Here is a 23,955-nt window from a genome sequence, read left to right as displayed (position 1 = left end):
GGTCGGTCCTTGCGGCCGACCTCGCGCCAGCGATCGTAACCCGTAGGGCCAAGACCCACAGGGCTTGGTCCCGAGGCAGCCGCATCGGGATAGAGCGCGTCCGGCCAGGGCCGGGGCGTCCATCTCTTGGTCCATCAGGTGAGTCTCATATCGTCGGTTGGGCGAAAGCGAACGGCGCGCACGCAGGCATCTCTTATTCTGCTTGGCAGTGTCGACATCGGCCGACAGAATAAGCGATGAAACCGTTAGAATGCCGAACGGGTGACCGTAAGCGATCTGGATGCGGAGTTGAATGCGCTTTGACCCAATGTGAAATCCTGATCGATACCAACCAAGTGCTGCACTTTAAGCGGCTCGATCAAATCGACTGGTGCGAGATGACCCAAAGCGAACACTGCACGCTCGTCATCACCCCAATTTTGCTGCGCGAACTTGAGCAGAAGAAGATTTTCAGTCCGTCTTCGGCGCTCAAAGCGCGCGCAGACGGGATGATCGACTTTCTTGTAGAAAAAATGGCGCTGCCCGATCCTGTCGTTGTGCGGCCGCACGTCGTACTCGTCTTTTCCGAACATGAGCCGAGGATCGATTTTGCCGCCCATCACCTCGTCCGCGAAGTCAATGACGACCATTATATCGCCGCGGCGATCGAGAGGCATGGCATAAGCGGCGTGTCCATATTCATAGCCTCGAACGACGGCGGGATGGCGATGAAGCTCCGCTCCCGCCCGATTTCCGTCTTGCGACTGCCCGATGCATTGCGCCTTCCGGCTGAAATCGACGCCGAGCAGAAGGAACTGCGCGACGCAAAGCGTGAACTTGCGCGCCTCAAATCCCGGCAGCCCAAGCTTGCCGTTACCTTCAAGGACGGCGCAACCCGGCGCAACGTCTGCAATGCGCGAAGCCTGGATTTCGGGGCGCCCGGCCTGACTACGATCAGGGCGGAACATAGCTATGTGCGCGTGCCGCCCAAGCCGGGTGAGGCCGCTGGCGTCCAGATCGGGGGACTACGGGCTTTTGCCAATCTGGGCGGCGCAAGCCGTCACCGCGTCGAGGAGTATAACGAGGCGCTCACCGCCTATTACGGGCGTTACGAGCAATATCTGGCGGACCTGAAAGTCTGGACGGAGGCGCTAAGGCTTACGGCGTCGGTTTCCATAATGCTGAGCAATGACGGATCGGCGACCGCCAGTGACATCGACGTCACCCTGCGCTTTCCCAAATCGATTTTCCTGTCCTCCATGCGCGACCGCCAAAAGGAGCCTGAGGCGCCAGAGCCTCCGGTGCGCCCCGAAAGTTTCGGCACGCTCAGCGCCTATTTCGCGGACGGCGGGCCTCGCTATCTCGACTTTGCTCGTCCGGACTTCGATTTTCACGATGGGACAGTCTTTGTCGACGAGGATGACCCTCATACGGCGCAATTTTCCATCAAGTCGCTCAAGCAGAAATGCGAAATGACCTTCGACACCTTTCTGCTGACGCGGCATCCCGGCCTAACCGGCAAGGGGGTGGAGGTTGAGGTCGTCATCACATCCCATGAAGGGGAGCCGATCCGGCAAAAACTGGCGATGACGTTCGAAGAGGTGGATGCCGCAGCTTCGGACGATTAAGCGTTCCTTGCAAAAACGGCTGGATCGACAGGGATCAGATGATGATGGCCTGGGCTGCGTTCAGAATGTCCACGGTCGCTTCAACTTCGGCATAAAGCTCGGCCTCCACCCCTTGCGTGTCGATTTCGACAATGAGGGCGAAGCGGACCTCGGGCTCGGCTTCCTGCAACAATTTTTTGGACTTCCACCATCCGGCAACGGGATGAATGGCCAGAATATTGCGGCGTGCAAGATCGGATGCCTTGCATGTCAGCTGGTCGATATGGAGAGAGCCGACGTCACGCCGGTCACTGCCAAATACCCACAGGTCATCTTCATCGACCTGGGGGCCGATGGGTTCGGCTGCCTTGCTGATACGGGCCATGAACTGCTGGGCATTCTCGCCGGCGCGGTTCAGCTTGAAGCGCAGGTTATGGGACGCGTACCGATATCGTGACCCGCGGGAGGCTTCGGCGGGATTGGGCGCGATGAACGAACTCAGGGCAACCCTCAAGGTCACGCTCGCATTACCGAGCTTGCGCAGCTCTTCGACGGGCCATGGCAGCGTGAAGAGGCGCATCTCTTTGTGAACGTCGCCGCCTTTTTCCGAGATGCCGTACGGAATGATCACGTCCTGGACGATCAGCGAAAGGGCGTTGGATGCGCTGCGATGGGCTCGCTCTAGGTCGGGGACGCCATAGCCGTAGCGCTGGAACAGGCGCGCATAGCTGCCCTTGGTCGGTTGCGCGGGAAGATGCGAGCGCATCTGCGGCGTCCAGCGGGCGGACGCCACATAGAGCGCCCGGATGGTTTCGGGCCAGAGCAGCGGATAGTCCGACCATAGTTCGGTGATCTGCTTCGCCGCGATCGCGGTCGCCGCGCTTGTGTCGAACGTAAAGCTGAATGACCGTTGCGGATAGCTATGATGGGTTGTGAGCAGGGAAAGCCAGCCATGGCGCATGGGCGGAGGGATTGTATCAGCCGCCCAGTTTCCCCCTTCCAAGACGATGTCAGGCTTGAGCGGCCAGGTCGATGACCAGGACGCGGTGCGCGAACTGGGCGAGAGGTCGCCGAAAGGCGCGACAATGGTGAGGGCCGCGCCCGCCGGCAGCATCGTCTTCTCGGTATAGGCGCCGACGCTGATCGCGTTCCAAGCCTGTGCGGGCGATTCAAGCTCATTGTCGGGATGGTCGCAAACACCAAGATAAGGGGCCGCACTGAACTTGTTATTGTCGCTATTGCCAGCCGATACGGGGATCAGTCGTGCCTGTGGCTGGGCGCCCGACACGCCGGACGCGAGCTGGTCGATCTCGGTCGACCATGATGTGGGCGCGCCGTCGTGCGGCGTGTCCTCATCGGTCGTGACCGCCAGGGTGAAGGTCCGCCTGCGCTCCGTCTGCTCGACCGTGTCGATGGCGCGCCGTGTGACGACGCCCAGCAGATGATGCGGATTGACCCCGCCGTCCGGTAACAGCTTCACCGATTCCAGCCGATGAGAGATCGTGACGGGCATGGTCGATTGCAGGTTGAGGGTCAGGTCCCCGAAAAGCGCGAGGCCGGCAAGCTGGGTTCCATGCCCCCTGATATCGTCCAGCCCCCATGCCGGGTCGGCGGCATGTCGATCCTGCGCGAGCAGCACAGGCGCGAGCAGCGGATGGGCGCGGCTGATGCCCGAGTCGAGCAGGGTGACATAGCCCCCATGCGCCTCGCCATTGTAGGTCGTTCGCTGGAAGAGGTCGTCAACCCAGGCGACCTGTTCCTGAACATCCATGGCATCGAAGAAATCGGCGGTGGTCGCTGGCGACGCAAGCGCGCGAACGGCGCCAAGCCGCCGCACGGCCAGGGCGATGTGATTGCGCGTCGCCTGTCCAATGACGACGACGTCTTCGGGGAAATAGAGACGATCGGCCCCGATCTGAACCTGATAGGCAGCGGCCTGTGCGATGAAGGCGTCGGCTTCTTCGGGTTCCAGCCAGATTTCCCAATGTATCGCGCCATCGTGCGCCGGGAATTTGTCCTGTGGGCCGCGCCAGAGCGCTCGCAGCGCGGCTTTGGTGATGGCGGCCAGACTCTGGACGAGCTTGGCGTTTTTGGGACGGCCGGGAATGATCTGGCCGTCCTTTTCCGTATCGGGCATGTCCTCCGTTTCGAACTGCTCGATCTTCTTGCGGAGGCTTTCGACGCCCTTGGCGGTGGCAAAGACGGTCGCTGTTTCGATCGTGCCCGCTTCGCCTGTCTCGGCATCGCTACGCAACAGCGTGATTCCGCTGGTTCCCAGACTATTCTTTGCCAGAGGCTCGTTCGGCCGCCCTTTGACTTCGAGATAAATGCCCGGCAGGCCTTCGGTCGCTATAGGAGGAAGAAAATCTAACGCTTGAAGCAGAGCCTGTGCGTGGCCGGACCGATCAAGGACGTCACTTGGCGGTTTGCCGCCGCGTCCGGTCTTTGCCCGAAACGGGTGTGCCTTTCCGAGATCCTTCAGAAGAAAATGACGTAGGTTCCGTGGCATTCGCGCCTCTTCCCAGACCCTGTAGCGAGCGACGGCGCTCCAGCGAGTTTACCAGATCAATCGTTGTTATCGCGTCGCGGTCACCCAGAACCGCCCGGCGGGCGGCGTCTTCGGCCGCGGCTATGACATCGGCTGTCGACAGGCCGGTGGCGCAGTCGGTGACCTTCTTCCAGGACAGGCGGGCGTAGGAGAAGCCGGTCAAACGCCGTTCGAGCGCTTCGCGGATCGCGGCTGCATCGGGCAGTTCGTAGGAGAGAACGAGATCGAACCGACGCAGGACTGCGCGATCGAGAATCTCGGCGAGATTCGTGGTAGCGATCACGATCGAGGGACCCGTGTCCTCGTCGAGAAACTGGAGGAATGAGTTCAGGACGCGGCGCGCTTCGCCGACATCGTTTCCATCGCCTCTCGTTGCTGCAAGGGCGTCGATCTCGTCGAACAGGTACACGCCGCGCGTCGATTTGATCGCGTCGAACACGAGCTTCAGCTTCTGGGCTGTTTCACCCATGAATTTGGTGATGAGGCCGTGCAGCATAACCGAGAATAGCGGAAACTGGAGTTCGCCCGCCAGGCTGTGCGCGCTCATCGTCTTGCCCGTGCCGGGCGGGCCGGACAGCAGGATCCGCCGCCGGGGCTTCAACCCCTTCTCCTCGAGCTTCTCGCGCATACGCGTCTCGATGACGATGTGCGCCAGCTCCTCCTCGATAGGCGAGGGCAGGATGACGCTGTTCAGCCGTTCGCTGGGATAGGAGGCAAAAAGGAATTGCGCGAGATCGCCGCGGGGCGCAGCTATCGGCGTCAGGTTCGGCGTGCGGGAGGCCGGTTGCGGCGGTGCCTGGCCGGCAGCGGCCCATTGACGCAATGTCTCGGCGAGCCGCTTGTGCCCCTTCTGCTCCTCTGCCGCAGACAGCTGCATCGCGAGATCGAAGAAGCGATCGGAATCCCCCTCCGCGTGGCTCTTGACGAGACCTATGAGTTGCTGCGCTGATGCCATGTTCATTATGTATCGCCAAATTGCACGCGATACACCCCCCTTGCCTGTTTTAGGTAAGCCATGAAGATATCTGCGCGTCAAGCAGAGGCGCTGCGATGGTCAGGACAGAGCTCGAAGCTGATAATAACAAAGACAGCATGCGGGATACCATTGCTGTGGTCCACGGATGCGGTCAGATATGCAGAGCCTGCTGGTTGCGCTTGTAGGTAACCTGTACAGAGTTCGATGACGGTGGCCGAATGAGGCCGTCCAGCCATTATGACAGCATAGTCGATGTGATGGAGGAGCAGGTCCGCATGACGCTTCTGACGCCATCGCATTTGGACCTACAGGTCGACCGACATTCCCAACGCAAAACGGCCGCCATCAAGGGTGCGGAACATGCCTCGATGGCAGCGCTGAGGCCATGATGGGACTAGCTGGACGATGGCTTGTCACGTGCGCACGCCCGACGGGACATGTTTTTGGGATACACGCCAGGGTTCCAGGGCGCGCGATCATAGTCACCGCCACTGTCGAGAAGAATGCCGAGACCGATCTCGCGCTCAGCGCGATCGCTCCGGACGCGGTACTGGCGATGGCACCCATATGTCTGACACCAGCAGAGATGCCGATACCTGTTGTGCGAGCCGGGGCGGAAACACATGGACGGCGACGCGGTATAGGGCCGTCCGAACAACGCCGAGCATTGCTGATTCAAGTGCGGGAAGCGCTATGATCGATGCGGTACCCGGACAAGGCAGGCAGGTGGTAACGGCCAGCATCGGCGCGCCTGCTGCGGATAATCCAACAAGTGCGATCATCAATAGGCGCGTCATAGAGCGGTTGATGGCTTTTGTCCCGATAACCGCCCCAATTATTTCACTGATCTTGAAGGTGGCGGTAGCCATGCCCGCCGTGCGGGTAATGAATAGCTTGCCGTAAGTGATGTGGCGTAGCCGCGCGCAGCCTCTCACCAGGAAACCGGCATCTACATTCCAATCCGTTCGGATGGCAGGATAAGCCAAGATTATCATGTCACCGTCGTGCTCGCCGTGAGCGCCGATTTTGTAATGCTGGGCACCTTTCACTGCGCCCACACACACCTCCCGCCAGATGATCTTTGTGGAAGGCGTGGAGCTGCGAAAAATCCGTCAAGGCCTTCTCCCGGACGAAATTCAGCATTACGTAAGATTTATCTTTCCTGTAAGATAAATCTTACGTAATGGGGTTTCAGCAGTTCGTGGCCATCGCCATGGACACCGACGCATGTGAGGAACAACAGGATGGCAGGCATCAATCGACGGACATTCGCGGCTCTTGCCGGCGGCTCAATAGCACTATCTGCGTCGGCAATCGCACGCAGTCAGGCTGCCGCCGCACCCCTTCAGGGCAAGGAATATCATGTGGTCAGAACAACCGATCGGCAGAAGCCGAAAGTAGGAATGCTGCTCTATCCGGGCCTTACACTGCTGGACCTGGTCGGCCCGCAAACGGCTTTGAACTCCAGCTGCGATATTCATCTTATCTGGAAGAACAAGGACCCGATGATCAGCGACACGGGTGTCGTTGTGCAGGCCGACACGTCTCTTGACGAATGCCCGGATGATCTGGACGTTCTCTTCATCCCTGGTGGACCCGGCCAGGTTGCCGTTATGCGCGACGACGCGATGCTGCGGTTCATTGCCGATCGGGGCGAGCGCGCCAAATATGTAACGTCCGTGTGCTCCGGCGCGCTCGTTCTGGGTGCGGCCGGGCTGCTTCAGGGATATGAGGCTGCGACGCATTGGGCGGCTATGCCCCTCCTGCCGCTGTTCGGCGCTAAGCCCGTCGACAAGCGCGTCGTCAAGGACAGGAACCGCATGACCGGTGGCGGTGTTACCGCCGGACTGGATTTCGGCCTTACCCTGGTCGCTGAATTGGCAGGTGAGCAGACTGCCAAAATCCAGCAGCTCGCCATGCAATATGACCCGGAACCGCCCTTTGACGTCGGTGTGCCGGCCAAAGCCGGACCCGAACTTACGCAGGCTGCCATCGCCTGGATGGGTGGTGTCGGCATCGACATGCGCGACGTGGCGGCGCAGGCTGCACGGGATATGGGCAAGTATACGGCAACGGCTAAACCGATATGATGGCGCTCGTTAAACCGTGAAGGCCCTGTCGTGATCAAATCCGAGAAATTGTTGCTGCAAATTCAGGCGCTGGCGCACCCGGCGCGCTTATGGATCGTCGCACATCTTGCTGACGTCCAGCGCGCCTATGTCAGCCAACTCGCGCGTGAAGGCGGTATCAGCCGGCCGCTGATGAAAATGCATCTGCGCAAACTGGAAAATGCAGGATTGGTGGTTAGCACCGTCGAGACGGCCGATAGTGGCAAAGCCGCCAATTTTTACCAGAATGCCCCGTTCACTCTGGCGCTCGACGCCGGAAGCATCGCCGAGGCCGGGCCGTTTCCCACGCCCGGCGCCGTTCACGCCAATGGAGATACCCATGACTGACGCTTCGTCCCGTTTTTTCCTGATTACAGTTTTCATACTGCTTTTGATTCTTGTCGTTTTCACGATGAAATATGCCGCTTCAGTCTATCGAAGCAGGCTGGAAGCGAAACGGCTGACCACCAGCGATGAGACAGTGGTGGCACTGCGGGCGGAGGTTGGCGCGCTTACATCCCGCATGAACGCGGTGGAGAAGCTTCTGCGTGATGTCGAATAATGTATGTTGCGCTTTGTTTCGCCCGCCGTGGCGGTACGGCACCGCGTGATCCGCATCGTTGCTGCACACCTCTAAAGAGCGGAAAGAACACATGCTGACATCCGTTGCGGCTGATGCAGAGCTTTCAATGATCCGCAGGCTGCGACTTGCCTCCTTCGCCGAGGCAAGCACGCTTCTCGCCCTTGTGCTGGTCGCGGTGCCGCTCAAACACGTCCTGGGCTATGCGATTGCCACCCGGATTATGGGACCGGTGCATGGCGCAGCGTTCGTCGCCTATATCTGGTGCGTCGTCGTCACTGTCAGCGGCGGGGGCGATTGGACCTGGCGCGAGCAGATGCGATTGATCGTCGCCGCTTTCATGCCATTCGGCGGGTTTGCCAATGCCGGACTTTTACGCCGCAAAGAGATAGACGCCTTAGCTCAGGTCGAGCAGCGTTGATGGACTATCTCTGGCTTAAGGCGATGCATGTCACGGTCGTCCTGATCTTCATCGGCGGGCTTTTCGTCCAAGCGTTCGGTGTCGCGGCGGGCTCTCGCGGTGGAACAGAGACCGTCGCCCTCGTGTCCCGATGGGATCAGCGCGTCACCTCGCCGGCCGTACTCGCTGTGTGGCTTACGGGCTCCCTGGTCGCGGCCAACGGTGCATGGTTCTCCAGCCATTGGCTGTGGGCAAAGCTCATCTTCGTCGTTGGGCTCAGCGGCCTTCACGGCATACAGTCGGGGCGCTTGCGAAGGCTTAGGCGCGGCGACCGCCTGGATGTGAACGGCAACCCGTTCATTGTTCCCGCCGCTATCGTCCTCGCGGTCGCGATTGTTGCATTCCTGGCGGTCACCAAGGGAGTGATAGGATTGCCTTAGCGGTGGTGGAACTAGTCCCATATCAAAGGTTACGAGCGCGCGTTGTGGTTCAGATACAAATACAATCAGATGCCCCCCTAAAGCATATTCCGGACTAGGCGATTGCCATGCGGACCGTAGAGTGAATGCGTTGCGCGATGTTCGTTGGCCAGATTGCGGTGTCGAGGGATCTGCGTTTCGACATCAGTTTTGGGTATGCCAATCGAGGCACGCGTTGTCCGACGGTTAGTGACGCCGAAAATCTGAGCTGGACCCTTTCGACCGTGCTTCGAACTCGCTCGCGATTTCAGCGAGAGTAACCTGAGCCAGCCTGGCGATCAGCATCGCCTCTGCATCGCCCAGCGCCGATGACATCGAGGCGTTGACCGCTTGCTCGACAAGACATTTCGGCTGTGGATCAGCGAGGCCGATCGAGAAGATGCGGGGCTCTCCAACAGCCCGGTAAATATCCAACATGGTTATCCTGTCCAGCGAACTGGCAAGCGTCCAGCCACCGCCATGCCCTTTCACAGAGCGAACATGTCCAGCATCACGCAGGCCAGCCATCGTGCGCCGAACCACCACTGGGTTGGTGTTCAACATCTCTGCTGCTGTTTCCGACGTTATCGGACCCTCGGCGTGACCCATGTGGATCAGAATATGTAGCATCCTCGACAAACGTCCATCCAGTTGCATCGCACATCCTTTAGTTTCACCCCCCCCCCCTATCACGCCACTTCATCAGTTGCAAAAGGCGCCTTGATGGATATGTAATGTCAAAAGTTTCATGATTCGCGACTGCTGAGTAAGGAAAAAACACCCATGCATGACGTCATTGTGATTGGAGGAAGTTTTGCGGGTCAGTCTGCCGCGTTGCAGCTTGCGCGTGCCCGACAGGATGTGCTGCTGATCGACGCTGGCTTGCCACGAAATCGATTTGCAGATGCTGCTCACGGGTTCCTCGGACAGGATGGCCGGTCGCCTGGTGCGATCATCCGCGATGCCACATGCCAACTTTCGGCCTATCCAAGCGCCGAGGTTCTGGCCGGAAAGGCCCAAGAAGCCTCGATTGACGATGGACATTTTGTTGTCACCATGAGGAACGGTGCAGAACGGCGCGCACGACGAATAATATTGGCAACAGGCGTGACCGATATGCTGCCCGATATTCCTGGCATGGCAGAACGATGGGGAGCAACGGTCCTGCACTGTCCCTATTGTCATGGGTACGAAGTGCGCGACCGCGCGCTGGGCATCATCGCCAATCATCCTATGTCGGCACATCAGGCAGCGCTGATCCCAGATTGGGGAAGGGCGACCTATTTCACCCAAGGGCTCTACGAGCCGAATGCAGACGAGTTGGCGTTGCTCGTCAAACGAGGTGTGACGATCGAGCGCACACCAGTTGTCGCCCTGATCGGTGAGGCGCCCGGACTGCGCGCAGTCGCGCTGGCTGATGGCAGGGTTATAGAAATTTTCGCGGTTTTCACGGCTCCAGCAACGAAATTGACGAGTCCTATTGCGAAGATGCTTGGTTGCGCGATGGATGATGGCCCAACTGGGCCATTCATAAAAGTTGATGCCTGGGGGCTGACCTCGATCTCTGGTGTTTACGCCGCCGGCGATGCGACATCGCCAGTGCATAATGCGACGATCGCATCAGCTTCAGGCGTGCTCGCCGGTATAGCAACGCACCAGTCCTTGGCTCGATCATAGTTGGCGGTGCGCCCGCCCGGCATAGAGAAAGCGGTGGCTTCTTGAGACGCGGAGCGGTTCGCTGAATGACGAGCTATAGGCCGCGTTGCCTTGCCGCAGGCTTTGCGTTAGGGGCCAGACAGTGGAAGCAATAGCTTCGACAGATCGCGTTGGTGTCCTGAAAAGGACTTAATAGGGAATGCGCAAAGAGCGTGAGAACGTTCGATACCGCGGCTGTCCCTGCAACTGTAAGCGGTGAGCGCGATGTACATGTGCGGACGGGGACCCCGAGCCGCCAGCCACTGGGCCGGACGCTGCAGCCAGCGAGGCCTGGGAAGGCCGTGCATCGAGTGATGACCCGTGAGCCAGGAGACCTGCCAGCGTCCGGTCGCTCTCGCCTGGTCCAGGGGATGGCTAAGGCACGGTAATCCGTCTGAGCGACATAGTGCGGTAAGACCGCAACGGCAGGTCTGCCGGTCGCTTCGTTGCGTCCGCTGGCTCCTTCGTTGCGACCGGCTACGAGCATGCTCGCGCCGGATATTGCCGTGCGTGAGGCGCAACTGCACCCGATACCGCCTAGGTTCGGGTGTGACGAAAGGATTGAGCATGACCTTTACCGCACTCATGCGTCGCGTGGCGCTGCTGTCCGTCGCGCTCATCGCCGCCAACCTGCTCGTTTGGGCGTGGGCCTTAAGCGTTTTCCAGGACAATCCGCTGATGCTGGGAACGGCGCTTCTCGCGTGGAGTCTAGGGCTGCGCCACGCGGTCGATGCCGATCATATCGCGGCGATCGACAATGTTACTCGCAAGCTGATGCAGGATGGGCAGAGGCCGATTACTGTCGGCCTGTGGTTCGCCATCGGTCATTCGGCCATCGTGTTGCTTGCCGCGACCACGATTGCGCTTGCCGCCAGCACGCTGGATGATTTCGAGGCGATCGGCCAATCCGGCGGGGTGATCGCTACGGCCATCTCGGCGGGCTTCCTGTTCGTGATCGCGATCATGAACCTCGCGATCCTGCGCGGCGTATGGCAGCGTTTCCAGGATGTCCGACGCGGTGGGTGCTACGCGGAAGAGGATCTGGACATCTTGCTTGCCGGGCGAGGGCTGATTGCGCGGATCCTGCGGCCGGTGTTCCGCCTTATTCATCATGCATGGCATATGGCTCCACTTGGTTTCCTCTTCGGCCTCGGTTTCGACACAGCGACCGAAGTCGCGATCCTTGGACTTTCAAGCGCGCATGCGGCGGTCGGGGTATCGCTGGCGACCGTGCTCGTCTTTCCAGCGCTGTTTGCGGTGGGAATGGCTTTGGTGGACACCGGCGATGGCGTCATCATGTTAGGTGCTTATGAATGGGCATTCGTGAAGCCGATCCGTAAGCTTTACTATAACATTGTTATCACCGCGATTTCGGCGATGGTGGCGCTTGTGATCGGCTCGATCCAGACAGCCGCGCTGTTGTCGGAGAAGTTCGGTCTGCAAGGCGGCCTATGGACGGGCGCCAGCACGCTGTCCGGGCATTTCAATATGCTTGGCTTCCTGATCATCGGCCTTTTCATATTATGCTGGGGCGTGAGTTATATCATCTATCGCTGGAGCGGGCTCGACACGCAGGAATGACGGCGAACGGCTGCCATCTGGGGAAGCCAACACCGCTAATGCCCATGGCCGCCCAGATCGCCGCCGCCGAGCGGCCTGACATGGAGTGTCACCTCCACCTTCCCGGCGCGTTCGAATATGAGCGTCAGGGGCACCGTGTCTCCCGCCACGAACGGCGTGTAAAGGTCGGTGAACATGAGGTGAAAAACTCCGGGCCGCAGCGTTATCCGCATGTCCGCTGGGATGGGCAGCGCAGCGATTTCACGCATGCGGACGATACCATTGTCCATGTTCGACGCATGCAGCGTCACATGCTCTGCCCAGGGGCTGCTCGCCGCGACCAGCCGATCCTCGATCATCTGGTTGTTGGCGATCTCCATATAGCCCGCAGCGGTCCGCGCACCTTTGGGCATGGCCGGCGCCCATGGGGCGATGATGTCGATCGGGCCAGAGGCTCGCACCTGCCCGCCCGAACCGTGCATGGAATCGTTCCTGTCGTGCGGCGACAGATAGGTGGTGAGATAGGCCGTTGTCGCCATGATGGCCAAGAAAAGCAGCAACTCGGCCGCGATCATACGCCTCAGCCAGAGCCGCGCTGTGCCGGGACCGGCAAGCCGCGGCGTGAGCACCAGTTTGTTGACGCCTGCAAGTGCGAGCAGAAATGCCGTCAGTCCCAGTTTGGTCAGCAGGCCCTGCTGATATCCGAGACTGGCATCGAACCGCCATTCCACCAGCAACGACGCCGTCCCTAGTGCGGCGACGAGCAGCAGGCCCACGATCCAGACGGCCTGTCGGCTGAACCGTGCGATCAAAGTGGGGAAATGATTAACATCGGAAGCGCGACTGGCGAGCAGCAGCATGAACAATCCACCAAACCACCAGGCTGCGCCAGCGACATGCAGCACAATGGTGAGGGAGGTGAGCAGGCCCCGCGATGCCGAATGACCCACGACCCCGAACGAAAGCAGGATGAGCGCAGTCCCCAGCACTGCGATGGGGCGACCGGCGAACGATGCGATCCAAAGGCCCCCGATCAGTTGCAAAGCAAAAGCGACACCCAGTTTCGACAGGAAGATGGCGTCGAGTGTCGTGCTATCGGCGTTGCCTCCCAGGCGTATGAAGAAAAGCGCCGCCGTGCCGCATGCGGCAAGCGTCAAGGCTATGCCGGCCCACCATATCAAAGACGTAGGGCCGGGAGAGGGCCGGACGAGATTGCCCTCAAGCGAAGCCCGCGCGATCACCGTGCCGACAGCGACGAAAGCAGCTATATAGCTCAAACCCTTGATGATGGCAGCCAGCGCTTCGAGCATGTCAGGGCCTGGGCGCGCGCATCACGACGATGATGCTGCCTTCGACGACATGGCCGTCACGCGACAGCGCCCGCCAGCGTATCTCGTTGCGGCCTGGCGCGAAGCCCGGTTTGGGCGAGACGAAAATCAGCGCACTGCCCGTTGGCGTGAAAGGCATCTGCCGCTCCCCTGCTGCTGTTACCAGGGTCAGTGAGGTGAGTGACGCGGATTCGAGAAAGGTGATCGTCAGCGTCGATGGCAATTGGGTCAGCACGCTGCCGCTTGCCGGACTGGAACTGCGCAGCGCGGTATGCGCCTGAACGCTCGCGGGCACCGACAACGCTAAGGCGGCGATCGTCGCCAGGGAAAATCTGGTCATTGCCTTTTGCCCTTTCGAGGCCAGGGATTGGAGAAGCGCGGATCATGCAACAGCATGTCGTCGGTCAGCGCATTCAGGAACGCGAGCATATCCGCCCGCTCTTCGCGCGATAACGTGAACCCAGGGACGAAGGAACTCTTGAACGGGTTCGTCCGTCCGACACCGGCATACGGGCCTGATGCGATGGTCCGGCCCCCGGCGGCATAATGGTCAAGCACCTCGTCCAGCGTCGCGATGGAACCATCGTGCATGTACGGCGCGGTCATAGCGACATTGCGCAGGCTGGGGGCGCGGAACCGCCCCATATCTTCGGGCCGTCCTGTGATCTCGGCAACGCCCATATTGTCCGTCGGATAGGCACCCTTGCCATCGATATTGTAAAGGCCCGTATTGTGGAATGCGATTTCGCCGGTCTTGTTGCGTTCGTGCAGCACGGTGTCGGCCAAATTCAGGCCATTATGGCAATGGTGACATTCGAGCCGTTCGGAAAAGAACAACGCTTCGCCGCGGATCGCGGCGTCGGATACGGCATCGGTATCGCCTTCATAGCGGTAGCGGTCATAGGGCGAACGCATCGATATGATCGAGCGCTGGAACGCCGACAATGCCCTCACCACGGTGGCGAGCGCCATCTTGCCATTGGTTTCGGGAAAGGCCTCCGCAAACAATTTCCGATAGATCGGTTCAGCGGCAAGACGGCGCATGACCTCGTGCTCTTTCCCTGCCAGCCCCAGTTCGACGGGTTCCTGCCCGATCAGCGGGACCAGCGCCTGCTGCTCGAGATGTTGGAGCAGCGGATTGCCCCATGTCAGGACGGGAACATAGGCCACATTGACCAGCGACATGGCGTTGCGTGGGGTCGATGCCCCGGTTACGCCCTTTGAAACCGCTCGCCCGTCGGTAAAGGCGCGGGCTTGTTCGTGGCAGCTTGCGCACGACATCGATCGATCGGCCGACAGGCGGGTGTCGTAGAAAAGACGGCGACCAAGCTCGACCTTGGCCAGGGTGGTCGGATTGGCCGCCGGTTCGAGCGGCTTTGGCGCCCAGGACGGCAGACCGAAGTCATACCGGCTGGGCACCAGCACGTCGATCGGCTCGAGCGCCGACGGCTTCTGCTGCGCGTGCGCAACGCTGAAGAGCAATAGAATGGCGGACAGCGAAAGGGCGATGGTCGACGTGCGCGGCATGATTATTCTGCCCGCACCCATGTCTGGCCTGCGGACGGACGCCCGTCGAGCGGCAGTCCCAGGCGGTCGAAAATCGCCGGGCAGTCGCCATCGCCGGGGAAGGACATGCAACCCGACGCCGACCCTGGCGCATTGACGGTGATATCCGTGCCCGCAAGCAAGGCGCCGACATCTAGAATCACCGTAGATTTGGCAGGATCGAAGCCATCGAGCCGATAATGCGGGCGGTTCGGATTGGCGCAGGGTATTTTTGGTGGGGCCATTGGCGATCCTTCGCCGCAACTGGTGCTCCCAAGGTGGATCGAGAAGCCGGTTGCTGCATTGGCGATTCCTGCGCCGCCACTGGTCTCAAGGTCGATGCCGGTGAATTTGTAGCCGATCTGCCACGGCCACGTCATCGCCGTCACGTTGAGCGGCGCGGCGGCGAGCGTGGGATCCTGATGATTGACCGCCTGCGGCACGCCGATCTCGAACAGGATGCTACGATAGTCGCCCTTTGGCACGGTGCCGCGCACGACCATGTTGGTGGCGCTGTTGCCGTTGCAGTTGCCGGTGCGATCCTCGAAATCGAGCAGCGTGACCACGTCGCTCTGCCATTGATCGTCGGACGTGAGCGCGATGGGTACTTCGCGTCCGCTCGCGTCGATCAGCTTCACGGCCGAGACGTAGAGTCGCAGATCCTGAAAGCGCATCCCCGCCTTGCCCGACCCGACATTGGTATAGGCGCGGTCGCACCGGGCCGGTTCTGCGCCCACGCGCGCGTCGAAACGGATTTCAACAGGTTGCGAGGGCGATTGCGCGAGCGAAGCCGTCCCTTGGGCGGCAGCCAGCAGCATGCCAAATGCAAAAATGGACCGCATGATGGTTTCTCCTTTTATGTTTCTTGGATTGTGAGTTCTGGCAGGCATCACAGTCGCGCTTTCAGCGTGACGAAGGCCGAACGGGGTTGAACCGGCATCACCACCGGAAACGCGAAATATTGATAGGTGTCGAAGGCCTTGCGCCCGCCCAGATTCACTATGGATAGCTGTAGCGTTAACCGGCCGATGTCATACGCCGCCTGCGCATCCATTGCGGCATAGCCCGGGATCGTTACGCTGTTGGGCAGGGTCACTTCACGCGCCGTAAAAGCCGTAATGCCAGCGCCGAAGGACAGGCCTTTTGCCGGGCCATCCATCACCCGGTAACGCGCGGCGATACGGCCGCTATGCTTAGGCACACGCGGCAGCCTGTCGCCCACGGGGATGGCATTGTCCCGCGTTACTTCGGCATCGGTATAGGCATAGTTGGCGATCACAGAGAAAGCCGGGGTCGGCTCCCAAGTCATATCCGCCTCGAAGCCCCGCGACCGCTGCTGCCCGGTCTGGACCGAAAAGAACGGGAAAGCCGGGTCGGTATCGGGCGTGGCGACATTGTTCCGCTTCTGCTCGTACACTGTCAGCGTGCCCGACAGGCCATGCTGCGCCAAAGCCAGTTTCACGCCGCCTTCGATGTTGCGCGACGTTTCAGCTTGCGGCGTGAAGCGGCTGACAAGTCCGAAAGCGCCACGGAAAGCTGTCGCATAGCCGGCATAGAGTGCGACGCCGTTCGCGAGGTCGAATGTCGCGCCGATCCGTGGCGATAATCGGTGATAGGTCCGGTCAGTCCCCAGTTCGTTTTCACGGAACTTCAGGCGAGTATAACGCAGTGATCCGGTGAAGTGGAGGCGGCCATAATCCGCCTGATCCTGCGCATAGAGCGCCACCGTCTCATACTTGTCGGTCTGGGCCAGGTCAGGCGGCAGCGTTTCACCGAACGACAGGTCATATGTCGGATTGGCAAGGTCGATCGAACCGACCGTCATTCCGGTGAAGGCCATGTCCGAGTAGAAGTCGGTATGGTCATAACTTGCGCCAAGCAGGAAGCTATGGTTCCCGCCCAGCATGTCCGCCTTTGCCATCAGGTTCGCGTCGAAGGTCGACTCTTCAAAATGGCTCAGCATATTGAGCGGTAAGATCGGATATGTTGTCGGCGTTTTCGGGTTGGCCGGATAGAAATCGGGATAGATGAACGTGCTGAACTGCGGAACTTCGCTGTCATAATAGCGCCCGCTGATGGTGAGGCGCATATCGTCGGTGAAGCTGTGGCGGAGCGTTCCAGTTGTCATCTGGTTGGTGGTCGTGGTGCGCGGCTGGCCATTGGGCGCGCCTGGAAAGGCATTGCGGTCCAGTTCGCCGACCAGCGCCTGCGCTGCAGGCAGGCCCGAATATTCGAGCTGCTCGCGTCGGCTATACTGACCTTGTAGCAGAAAATCGGTCTTCTCACCAAGCTGGAAGGACAGGCTGGGCTGCACGAACGGGCTTCCGCCTCGATCTGGTCAATCCAATGATCGTTGCTTTGATATTCGGCTGCAATGCGTGCCGAAATGCCGGTGGCGATCGGCAGGTTCAGTTCGCCATAGGGGTTGATGGTAGAAAAGCTGCCGACGCGCATCGCGACATAGCCGTCTGCTATGTCGCCGGGTCGCTCGCTCTCGATATTGATAAGACCGCCCAGTGGCGACCCACGCCGCCGCCATACAGCGTTGCCGTCGGTCCCTTGAGCACCTCGATACGGCGTATGCCGACAAGGCTCGTCGGGTCGTTCGCTGCCTGAGTCGATCCGAACATGGGCAGCCCATCCTGATAGATCTCTGCCAGGAAGCCGCGCACCAGCGGCCCTGCGATCAAGCCTTCCTCCGGCCGACCGCCCACCACGCCCGATACATTGGCCAGTGCATCGCCTAGCGTGCGCCGGTCCTGTTCCCGGATCAGCGATCCGGTCAGCACCTGCACCGACTGCGGAATCTGGATCAGCGGCGTGTCGGTGCGCGTGGCCGCCCCGGCATTGGGCACGGCATAGCCGCCACGCTCGCCGGTGACGATGATCGTGTCGGAGGTCCAGCTCGGCTTGGAGCCGGTTTGCACCGATTGGGCCTGCGCAGCCGAAGCGAGACCACAGCCCGCCAGCACTGCAAGTGAGGCCCCGGTGCTAACAGATTTAAACATATGGATCCTCTGATGTGATTGTTGGATTGAGACATTGATCCGTTGCCCCGTCCTTTGGCGACGCCGCGCACCTGTGCCTGCCGCCAGGACGGTCGCAAGCTGGCGTCTGGACCAGTGTTCCGCTGAAGCGGGCAGGGGGGCGTAAATTTCATACGGAGCAGCACCCGCACGGATCAAATAGCAGCCATATTGAGCGGAGATTTTGTCGCAGCCAGGCCAAGAACGACGAGTGGTCGCGTCTACATGTCGACCAGCCCGATCAGGGCGATATCGCCAAGGCGGCAACTTGGATCGTCATCGAATTTGTCCTCGGCAGCCTAGCCCGCATGGACGCGCGGCGGTGCGAGAGAACTGACGGCGTCCACGATCAACGCGGCGCGCTATTGCACGCTACGCTTCTCTGCTGATAGCGACAGTGCTGTCAGTTAGATGCCGGAGGACCTCTGAGAGGTGGACGCAGATAGGGCAGTGCCATCGCTGCCGACAGCACCAGCGGACGCATGCCGAGCGCGAGAACGAACAAGAGCGCTGCTGCAAGAAGTATGGCGTCGGCAGCGGCAAGCAAAGGCGCCGACAGGCTCGCAAAGGCGCAGGGCTGCTCAGCCGTGCCGCGATGATGGCCGTCGTCCGACTTCCCATGCTTTAGGCCTGGGACCGCTAAAACCATCTTTACAGGACCGGCGCTTGAGCAAAGGCTCACCACAATCTGGCCGTTCGATACTGCAGGCATGAAACCGGCCGGTACGGCGAGCTTCATCAACAGCGCAAGTGACAGGACAGCGCAAGCTAAGAGCCGATTGGCAAAAATGAGGCGCCGCAGTCGATCCACAGGGAGCGTTCATAGGCACGGCATGGCGTCTTGTCATGACTAAAAGACAGCAAGACGATTTGGCCATACGCCGCGCCTGAAGGTTTCAGACCAAATAACGCTATCATTGGCTGCGATGCCGACCTCTTCGGCACGATCGCTCATTTCTGACAGCCGAGCTTACCAAACTCCTGACTTCTGAATTATAGGGATATGCGCCTGCGAGTTGACTCGACGACGCCGAACGTCTCGAGTGCATGTCCAGGATCCCCCGCATTTCAGATATTCACCCCGTCACCGGAAAGGATGATGGCCACGCCGATACTGTTATAGGCGGTTTGCGGCAATGTAACCTCCAGCGCGTCGGAGGTTCGCTTGAACGGGAGCGATGCGTTGTATCCGGCGAGCGTCACTCGCCTTACTTGACCACGGAGTGTCGGATCGTCGTTGCCGAGCAATGTCAGGCGCACGATATTATCCTCCGGCCAACCTAGTATGAGCGCATGGAGATTGTTTCCCTTGGTAACGTAGCGAACATCCCTGGCACTGTAAGGAGAGATGGGACCGCCTTCTGAAAACAGCCCTGTGCTGGCTTTTGTTGGTCCTTCGCCATAACGCCGCCAAGGTCGGGTGCCGTAAATGGCTTCGCCATATCTACTCATCCACGCGGCGATATCCTCGATGATCTTTTCTGCTTTGTCATCGATCGTGCCGTTGCCGCGCATCGGCACCGACAACATCAGATTGCCATTTTTGGACACGACATCACATAATGTATGCAAGACGGTGGCCGCCGATTTATAGCCACTGCGCGCATAGAGATCGGCATCATAATGCCAATTTCCAAGACAGGTGTCGGTTTGCCAGGGGAAACGCTCGATATAGTTCTTACCGCCACGCTCGACGTCGTCGACGATGCCCATGCGCCGCTGTGGCGGGGTCGTCTTGGCAGTCACTACCGCCTCGAGCCTGCCGTTGTTCCAGCGCATGGACTGATTGTAGAAATGGGCGGTGATATCGAGGCCATATTGTTCGAGCGGCAGATCAAAGTTGTCGAAATAGATCATGTCCGGGCGATAGGTGTCGATCAGGTCGCGGCAACGCAAAAACCAGTTGCGTGCGAAGGCAGGATCGGCCGGGATACCCTCGTTCCATAGTCGGTCGGTGCCTTCATGCCATTCATTGGCCTCTGCAATCGTGCGGATGCCGTCGGGCATCGGCATCATGCGGCCGGTGTAGAGCTGTTGCGGGTCCAGTCCATCCCACCATTTGCCGCGTCCCTGCCCAGCGCGCAGGCGAAAGGCATCATAACGCCGCCCTGCAAGCGGCCCCTCAGGATCATAACCATAAGCAGGCTGGTTCCAGTGCCACGCATGGGACGAATGGTTGGACACACCAAAACGTAATCCTCGCTCACGCGCCAACTTGGCCCAGGTGCCGATGATGTCTTTTCTCGGCCCGACCCGCGTGGTGTTCCAAGGATGGTGGGACGACGCATAGGTATCGAGATTGTCGTGGTGATTAGCCAACGCCATGAAGTAGCGTGCACCGGCCCGCTTGTAGAGATCGAGCAGGCGGGTGGGATCCCATGCTTCCGCCTTCCACTGATTCTGGATCTCCATGAAGCCGACCTCGCTGGGGTGGCCATAATGTGCGACGTGATGTTTATAAGCACGTGTGCCTTGGAAATACATGCTGCGTGCATACCAGTCCCCCGCCTCCGGCACGCATTGAGCGCTCCAGTGCGCCCATATCCCAAACTTCGCATCTCGGAACCAATCAGGAGTGCTGTAGCCTGCCGTGAGTGAAGCCCAATCAGCGGTAAAGCGTGATGGCGCTTCCACCTTTGTTGCGCGTCCTTTGCCAGGCAATGTGGGTAGCGAGGAGGCAGTTGCATCGGTTATGATAGCGGCGCTCGCAACGGCAGACGCGCCACCTTTCATTAATTCGCGCCTCGTCGTCTTCATGGCATTATCCTCTCTCATGTTCTTTTCGCGACATGGGCAGGCGTAGCATCGGGCCATGATGCTATCAACAAGCGGGACGTTGGACCATATGATGGCTCTGATTCGAGGTGGCTTACGGGATCGGTCGAGGCATATGGTCGAGCGTTACGATCGATAAGGGAACCGGAATTCTTGGACTTCAACGCCGACTGTGCCTTCGGCCTTCTCTGATGTGCGGATTGAAACTGACCTATTTTCGAGAGGTTGAGCCCCGTGGCGCGACTTTGCTATTTTAATATGTTCATGTTCCATCGCGACGCGACCTGAAATGAAATATCCGCTGCAAAATTCTGCAAAGGCTAAAAGCAAATGTTCGAATTAAGGCTCCGCCTGCGTACCAGTTTCCTGGTTGCGCTTGCCATATGTGCACATCCGCTGATGGCCAAGATGAGCGGACGTTACGATGCCATCCATTCCGGTACGCCTTGGTTCGATCAGCGAGGCCAGCCGATCAGCGCACATGGTGGTGGAATTATCAGGGTGGGCGACATCTATTATCTCTTCGGTGAAGCGCATCGGGACATGACCAACGCGTTTGCTGGGTTTAACTGTTATTCGTCGACAGATCTCGTCAACTGGCGCTTTGAAAGTGTCGCCTTGCCGATGCAGCAATCTGGGCCTTTAGGGCCGGAAACTGTAGGTGAAAGGCCTAAGGTCATGCGCGCGCCTACCACTGGCGATTATGTGATGTTCATGCATGCCGACGGGCTCGACTATCGAAGCCAATTTGTCGGCTATGCAACCGCCAAAGTCGCCACTGGACCATATACCTTCCATGGCCCACTGCTGTTCGAAGGCAAGCCTATCAAGAAGTGGGATATGGGAACATTCCAAGACAAAGATGGCACCGGCTATATACTGATGCATGGCGGCGACATTTACCGCCTGGCTGGTGATTACCGAAGCGTCGAGGCGCAAGTCAACAAAGCGATGGTGCATGGCTTCGAGTCGCCCGCGATGTTCCGCAAAGGGGATACCTATTATTTCCTAGGATCGAATTTGACGGGATGGGAACGTAATGACAATTATTACTTCACGGCTAAATCATTAGATGGACCGTGGATACGAAAAGGATTTGTCGCGCCGAAAGGGTCCTTAACCTGGAATTCTCAGGTTACGTTCGTTCTGCCGATCAAAGGTGAACGGGAGACGGTCTTCATGTTCATGGGCGACCGTTGGTCATATCCCCGCCAAGCAAGTGCAGCCACTTATGTTTGGCAACCGCTGATAGTCCAGGGTGATAGGCTGTCCATTCCTGTATATCGTGATGCCTGGCGCATAGATGTAGGCGCCGGTAAGTTTCGAGCCGGACCTGTCCCAGGTGAAATCATCACCTCCACCGATCGACGGGTCAGTTACACAGGATCTTGGCAAAAGTCGGAAATAGGCGGTCCAATCCATCAAGTGGCTCTGGATAGGGATGCGTCATTCTCCGTCACTTTCACCGGTACGCAAGCCAGCTTGTACAGCGTGGCACGCCCCGATGGAGGTTATGCGCGCGTCACTTTGAGTGATGGACACGGTGTTAAGTTGCTGTCCTCCACCGTCGATATGTATTCAAAATATCCGGTTTCGAACGTCAAGTTCGTTACGCCGCGTCTGCCGCGAGGCAAATATACATTCAGTGCATCTGTCGTCGGAGAGGGCTGGTACTGGATCAATAAGAAGGGAGAAAGGTCCGGCAGTGCGGGTCATGCTGTTTCATTCGACCATCTGGACGTTCGAAAATAATATCGACTTTCATTGCTGAAGCGCGAGAAAGTCGATCCCATGTCCGCATCAATGGCGGCTTGCGGCGATCTTCCTTGCTCTGCTGTCCCGATACGCGCGGCCTGAAAAACCTTAGCACGACCGATGGCGTGCAATAGGCCACGCAACGCTCCTTGCGGCATCGGGCTTTATGTCCAATCGACCACGGCACAAAACGCACTAGTACCATGCGTATGAACGAGTGGATCAGAAAGGCGCCACGCGCACGAGGCCTATTTGGCTTTGCGGTGCTTTGCGCGCTGGCGGTCCGCGTCATGATCCCAACCGGCTTCATGCCGACGCAAAGCGTCCATGGCCTCGTCATTTCGCTTTGCACCGGACAGGGGGCTGTGAAGGCTGTTCTCCCGATCGAAAAGACGGATGATCGGTCTGGCAACCAGAACAAGATTGATGGATCTTGCGCCTTTGCGGTCGGTCTGGGTGGACCCTTGCTCGATCACCCTCCTGCCCAGATGAGGGGGCAGCCATGGACGCCGACCGTTGATCGATCAACGCGCGCCATACCAGACCTGACCGTTCACCGTCTGGCGGCGCCGCCGCCGCCCTCGCAGGCGCCGCCCGCGCGCATCTGAAATGGCTCGCGCGGCGAACACCGACCCTCTCGTTCGCCGCCCTTCTGCGCATGGTCCGCCCATGCGCTGCTAAGTGCGTGCAAGGCGTGGCTTTGGCAAACGAGGTTCTACATGTCTGTTCCGATTGAGGCGCCTTGCGCCCTCATTGTCTGGCTGCGCCAGGTCCGTCGCTCATCCTGGATACTGATTACGCTGTGCCTGATCTTCAGGGTCGGCGACGCTATTGTACCTGAGCAACTGGTGCTGATGCCGCCTGCACCCGCCGTGGCGGAGGGTTGACCTATGGTCGTTCCGGCATTGGGCAACGGCGCGGCCGCTATCCCGTATATCCATGGTCCCTGGCATCGATCCCACGTGCTGCCGGGGACATTCGAAATCCATATGGTGGCGCCGCGGTCATCGGTGTCGTCAGGCGGCAGATATCTTCTGGTGGGCGCGGGGGCAGCGGGGTTTCTTGTGTCGCTTCGCTTCTTGCTGGTGGGTGCGTGGCCGGTTCTCCTTTTCACGATCCTCGACTTGGGCGCGCTGCTTGTTGCGCTGCATCTTTTCAACAGGCGTCCGCCGCGTCGCGAGCGGCTGCGCGTCAATGACTCTATGGTCGAGCTGATTCGCACGGACGGTCGGGGCAACGAGGCACGGGTCACGCTCCCTGCCTTCTGGACCCGGCTTGAAATGTCGGGACGGTCGGAGGTCGATTGCGATCTGTGGCTCGTCTTCCGCCAGCAACGCCATGCCATCGGGCAGTGTGTCTGCGCCAAGGAACGGCGCAGACTCGCGCCGCGCATCCGCGCTGCTCTTGCAGGACCGCCTTGGCAATCGTCCAGACCCGGACGGGGAATATCGTGAAGCGATCCAACCTGACCTTCTGTGCGCTTGTCAGTTCGACCCTGCGCGGGCGCAACCTGACCGACGCCTTTTATGGCGAATATTCCGGTTGTCCCAGCACCAACATCTACATCGGCGCACCACGCAGCGTCGAGATTTCGCTCGCCACCCATTTCTGAACT

24 protein-coding genes and 1 riboswitch are annotated in these 23,955 nt (G+C 59.6%); of the genes, 12 read left to right on the top strand and 12 right to left on the bottom strand.

The annotated features are described in order from the left end of the window. Window positions 1-236: 236 nt before the first annotated feature. Window positions 237-1,607 (top strand): hypothetical protein, encoded by a 1,371-nt coding sequence (locus tag ASE85_RS07020; protein ID WP_156358241.1) that lies wholly within the window; start codon window positions 237-239, stop codon window positions 1,605-1,607. A 34-nt stretch (window positions 1,608-1,641) separates the two neighbouring features. On the opposite strand, the gene ASE85_RS07015 is transcribed toward ASE85_RS07020, so the two are convergent. Continuing rightward, complete coding sequence (locus ASE85_RS07015; protein ID WP_235523334.1) at window positions 1,642-3,225, bottom strand: S8 family peptidase; 1,584 nt, start codon at window positions 3,223-3,225, stop codon at window positions 1,642-1,644. Here ASE85_RS07015 and ASE85_RS23760 point away from each other — a divergent pair. Continuing rightward, window positions 3,202-3,957, top strand: coding sequence for a hypothetical protein (locus tag ASE85_RS23760; RefSeq protein ID WP_235523331.1), 756 nt, complete (start codon window positions 3,202-3,204; stop codon window positions 3,955-3,957). The genes ASE85_RS07015 and ASE85_RS23760 overlap by 24 nt on opposite strands. Before the next feature lie 43 nt (window positions 3,958-4,000). On the opposite strand, the gene ASE85_RS07010 is transcribed toward ASE85_RS23760, so the two are convergent. Both ASE85_RS07010 and ASE85_RS22895 read right to left on the bottom strand, forming a co-directional pair. Next, window positions 4,001-5,095: an AAA family ATPase gene (locus ASE85_RS07010; protein WP_200928318.1), complete on the bottom strand. Its 1,095-nt coding sequence runs from the start codon at window positions 5,093-5,095 to the stop codon at window positions 4,001-4,003. Window positions 5,096-5,634: 539 nt separating this feature from the next. Continuing rightward, on the bottom strand, window positions 5,635-6,168 hold the full coding sequence (locus ASE85_RS22895; protein ID WP_156358240.1) for a hypothetical protein: 534 nt from the start codon (window positions 6,166-6,168) through the stop codon (window positions 5,635-5,637). A 186-nt stretch (window positions 6,169-6,354) separates the two neighbouring features. Between ASE85_RS22895 and ASE85_RS07000 the strand changes: the two genes are divergently transcribed. The 5 genes from ASE85_RS07000 to ASE85_RS06980 all read left to right on the top strand — a co-directional run bounded on the left by ASE85_RS07000 (window position 6,355) and on the right by ASE85_RS06980 (window position 8,638). Further along, entirely contained in the window at window positions 6,355-7,200 is an 846-nt protein-coding gene (locus tag ASE85_RS07000; protein WP_082462698.1) for a DJ-1/PfpI family protein, read from the top strand. A 30-nt stretch (window positions 7,201-7,230) separates the two neighbouring features. Further along, complete coding sequence (locus ASE85_RS06995) at window positions 7,231-7,566, top strand: ArsR/SmtB family transcription factor (protein WP_056685757.1); 336 nt, start codon at window positions 7,231-7,233, stop codon at window positions 7,564-7,566. Beyond that, a complete protein-coding gene (locus tag ASE85_RS06990) occupies window positions 7,559-7,780 on the top strand; it encodes a hypothetical protein (protein WP_156358239.1) in 222 nt (73 codons plus the stop codon). The genes ASE85_RS06995 and ASE85_RS06990 overlap by 8 nt, the downstream gene beginning before the upstream one ends. A 91-nt stretch (window positions 7,781-7,871) precedes the next feature. After that, on the top strand, window positions 7,872-8,219 hold the full coding sequence (locus ASE85_RS06985; protein ID WP_056685751.1) for a DUF3817 domain-containing protein: 348 nt from the start codon (window positions 7,872-7,874) through the stop codon (window positions 8,217-8,219). After that, entirely contained in the window at window positions 8,219-8,638 is a 420-nt protein-coding gene (locus ASE85_RS06980) for a CopD family protein (protein WP_056685748.1), read from the top strand. Before ASE85_RS06985 ends, ASE85_RS06980 begins: the two co-directional genes overlap by 1 nt. A 225-nt stretch (window positions 8,639-8,863) precedes the next feature. Here the strand turns inward: ASE85_RS06980 and ASE85_RS06975 are convergent, their stop codons facing one another. Beyond that, on the bottom strand, window positions 8,864-9,313 hold the full coding sequence (locus ASE85_RS06975; RefSeq protein WP_056685745.1) for an Rrf2 family transcriptional regulator: 450 nt from the start codon (window positions 9,311-9,313) through the stop codon (window positions 8,864-8,866). A 126-nt stretch (window positions 9,314-9,439) separates the two neighbouring features. Between ASE85_RS06975 and ASE85_RS06970 the strand changes: the two genes are divergently transcribed. Then, on the top strand, window positions 9,440-10,333 hold the full coding sequence (locus ASE85_RS06970; RefSeq protein WP_056685742.1) for an NAD(P)/FAD-dependent oxidoreductase: 894 nt from the start codon (window positions 9,440-9,442) through the stop codon (window positions 10,331-10,333). Window positions 10,334-10,466: 133 nt separating this feature from the next. Further along, window positions 10,467-10,708, top strand: a riboswitch (cobalamin riboswitch). 210 nt (window positions 10,709-10,918) lie between these two features. Beyond that, the gene (locus ASE85_RS06965; RefSeq protein ID WP_056685739.1) at window positions 10,919-11,932 is read left to right on the top strand and encodes a HoxN/HupN/NixA family nickel/cobalt transporter; all 1,014 of its coding nucleotides are present in this window, start codon (window positions 10,919-10,921) and stop codon (window positions 11,930-11,932) included. A 35-nt stretch (window positions 11,933-11,967) separates the two neighbouring features. Here ASE85_RS06965 and ASE85_RS06960 read toward each other — a convergent pair whose 3' ends face one another. The 8 genes from ASE85_RS06960 to ASE85_RS06930 form a co-directional block, all read right to left on the bottom strand. Then, complete coding sequence (locus tag ASE85_RS06960) at window positions 11,968-13,221, bottom strand: copper chaperone PCu(A)C (RefSeq protein ID WP_056685736.1); 1,254 nt, start codon at window positions 13,219-13,221, stop codon at window positions 11,968-11,970. A 1-nt stretch (window position 13,222) separates the two neighbouring features. Beyond that, complete coding sequence (locus ASE85_RS06955; protein ID WP_056685733.1) at window positions 13,223-13,579, bottom strand: copper resistance CopC family protein; 357 nt, start codon at window positions 13,577-13,579, stop codon at window positions 13,223-13,225. Beyond that, window positions 13,576-14,766, bottom strand: a complete 1,191-nt coding sequence (locus ASE85_RS06950; protein ID WP_056685730.1) for a methanobactin export MATE transporter MbnM — start codon at window positions 14,764-14,766, stop codon at window positions 13,576-13,578. The genes ASE85_RS06955 and ASE85_RS06950 overlap by 4 nt, the downstream gene beginning before the upstream one ends. A gap of 2 nt (window positions 14,767-14,768) precedes the next feature. Then, window positions 14,769-15,626 (bottom strand): MbnP family copper-binding protein, encoded by an 858-nt coding sequence (locus ASE85_RS06945; protein ID WP_162237428.1) that lies wholly within the window; start codon window positions 15,624-15,626, stop codon window positions 14,769-14,771. 47 nt (window positions 15,627-15,673) lie between these two features. Further along, a complete protein-coding gene (locus ASE85_RS22305; RefSeq protein WP_156358238.1) occupies window positions 15,674-17,098 on the bottom strand; it encodes a TonB-dependent siderophore receptor in 1,425 nt (474 codons plus the stop codon). 157 nt (window positions 17,099-17,255) lie between these two features. After that, window positions 17,256-17,792 carry a TonB-dependent receptor plug domain-containing protein gene (locus ASE85_RS06935; protein WP_082462696.1) on the bottom strand — a complete coding sequence of 179 codons (537 nt, stop codon included), beginning with the start codon at window positions 17,790-17,792 and terminating at the stop codon, window positions 17,256-17,258. 421 nt (window positions 17,793-18,213) lie between these two features. Continuing rightward, complete coding sequence (locus tag ASE85_RS22300; protein WP_082462711.1) at window positions 18,214-18,549, bottom strand: DUF2946 family protein; 336 nt, start codon at window positions 18,547-18,549, stop codon at window positions 18,214-18,216. Window positions 18,550-18,878: 329 nt separating this feature from the next. Continuing rightward, window positions 18,879-20,567 carry an alpha-L-fucosidase gene (locus ASE85_RS06930; RefSeq protein WP_056685720.1) on the bottom strand — a complete coding sequence of 563 codons (1,689 nt, stop codon included), beginning with the start codon at window positions 20,565-20,567 and terminating at the stop codon, window positions 18,879-18,881. Between the two features lie 417 nt (window positions 20,568-20,984). Between ASE85_RS06930 and ASE85_RS06925 the strand changes: the two genes are divergently transcribed. From ASE85_RS06925 to ASE85_RS22885, 3 genes are all read left to right on the top strand, one after another. Continuing rightward, on the top strand, window positions 20,985-22,337 hold the full coding sequence (locus tag ASE85_RS06925) for a family 43 glycosylhydrolase (RefSeq protein WP_200928317.1): 1,353 nt from the start codon (window positions 20,985-20,987) through the stop codon (window positions 22,335-22,337). 893 nt (window positions 22,338-23,230) lie between these two features. Beyond that, on the top strand, window positions 23,231-23,794 hold the full coding sequence (locus ASE85_RS06915; RefSeq protein WP_056685711.1) for a DUF2244 domain-containing protein: 564 nt from the start codon (window positions 23,231-23,233) through the stop codon (window positions 23,792-23,794). Then, complete coding sequence (locus ASE85_RS22885) at window positions 23,791-23,952, top strand: hypothetical protein (RefSeq protein WP_156358236.1); 162 nt, start codon at window positions 23,791-23,793, stop codon at window positions 23,950-23,952. Before ASE85_RS06915 ends, ASE85_RS22885 begins: the two co-directional genes overlap by 4 nt. The last annotated feature ends 3 nt before the right edge of the window (window positions 23,953-23,955 follow it).

The organism is Sphingobium sp. Leaf26 (assembly GCF_001421665.1).
Taxonomy (GTDB): Bacteria; Pseudomonadota; Alphaproteobacteria; order Sphingomonadales; family Sphingomonadaceae; genus Sphingobium.
The sequence above is the reverse complement of the archived record's forward strand: the minus strand, read 5'-3'. Positions and strand labels throughout refer to the sequence as shown.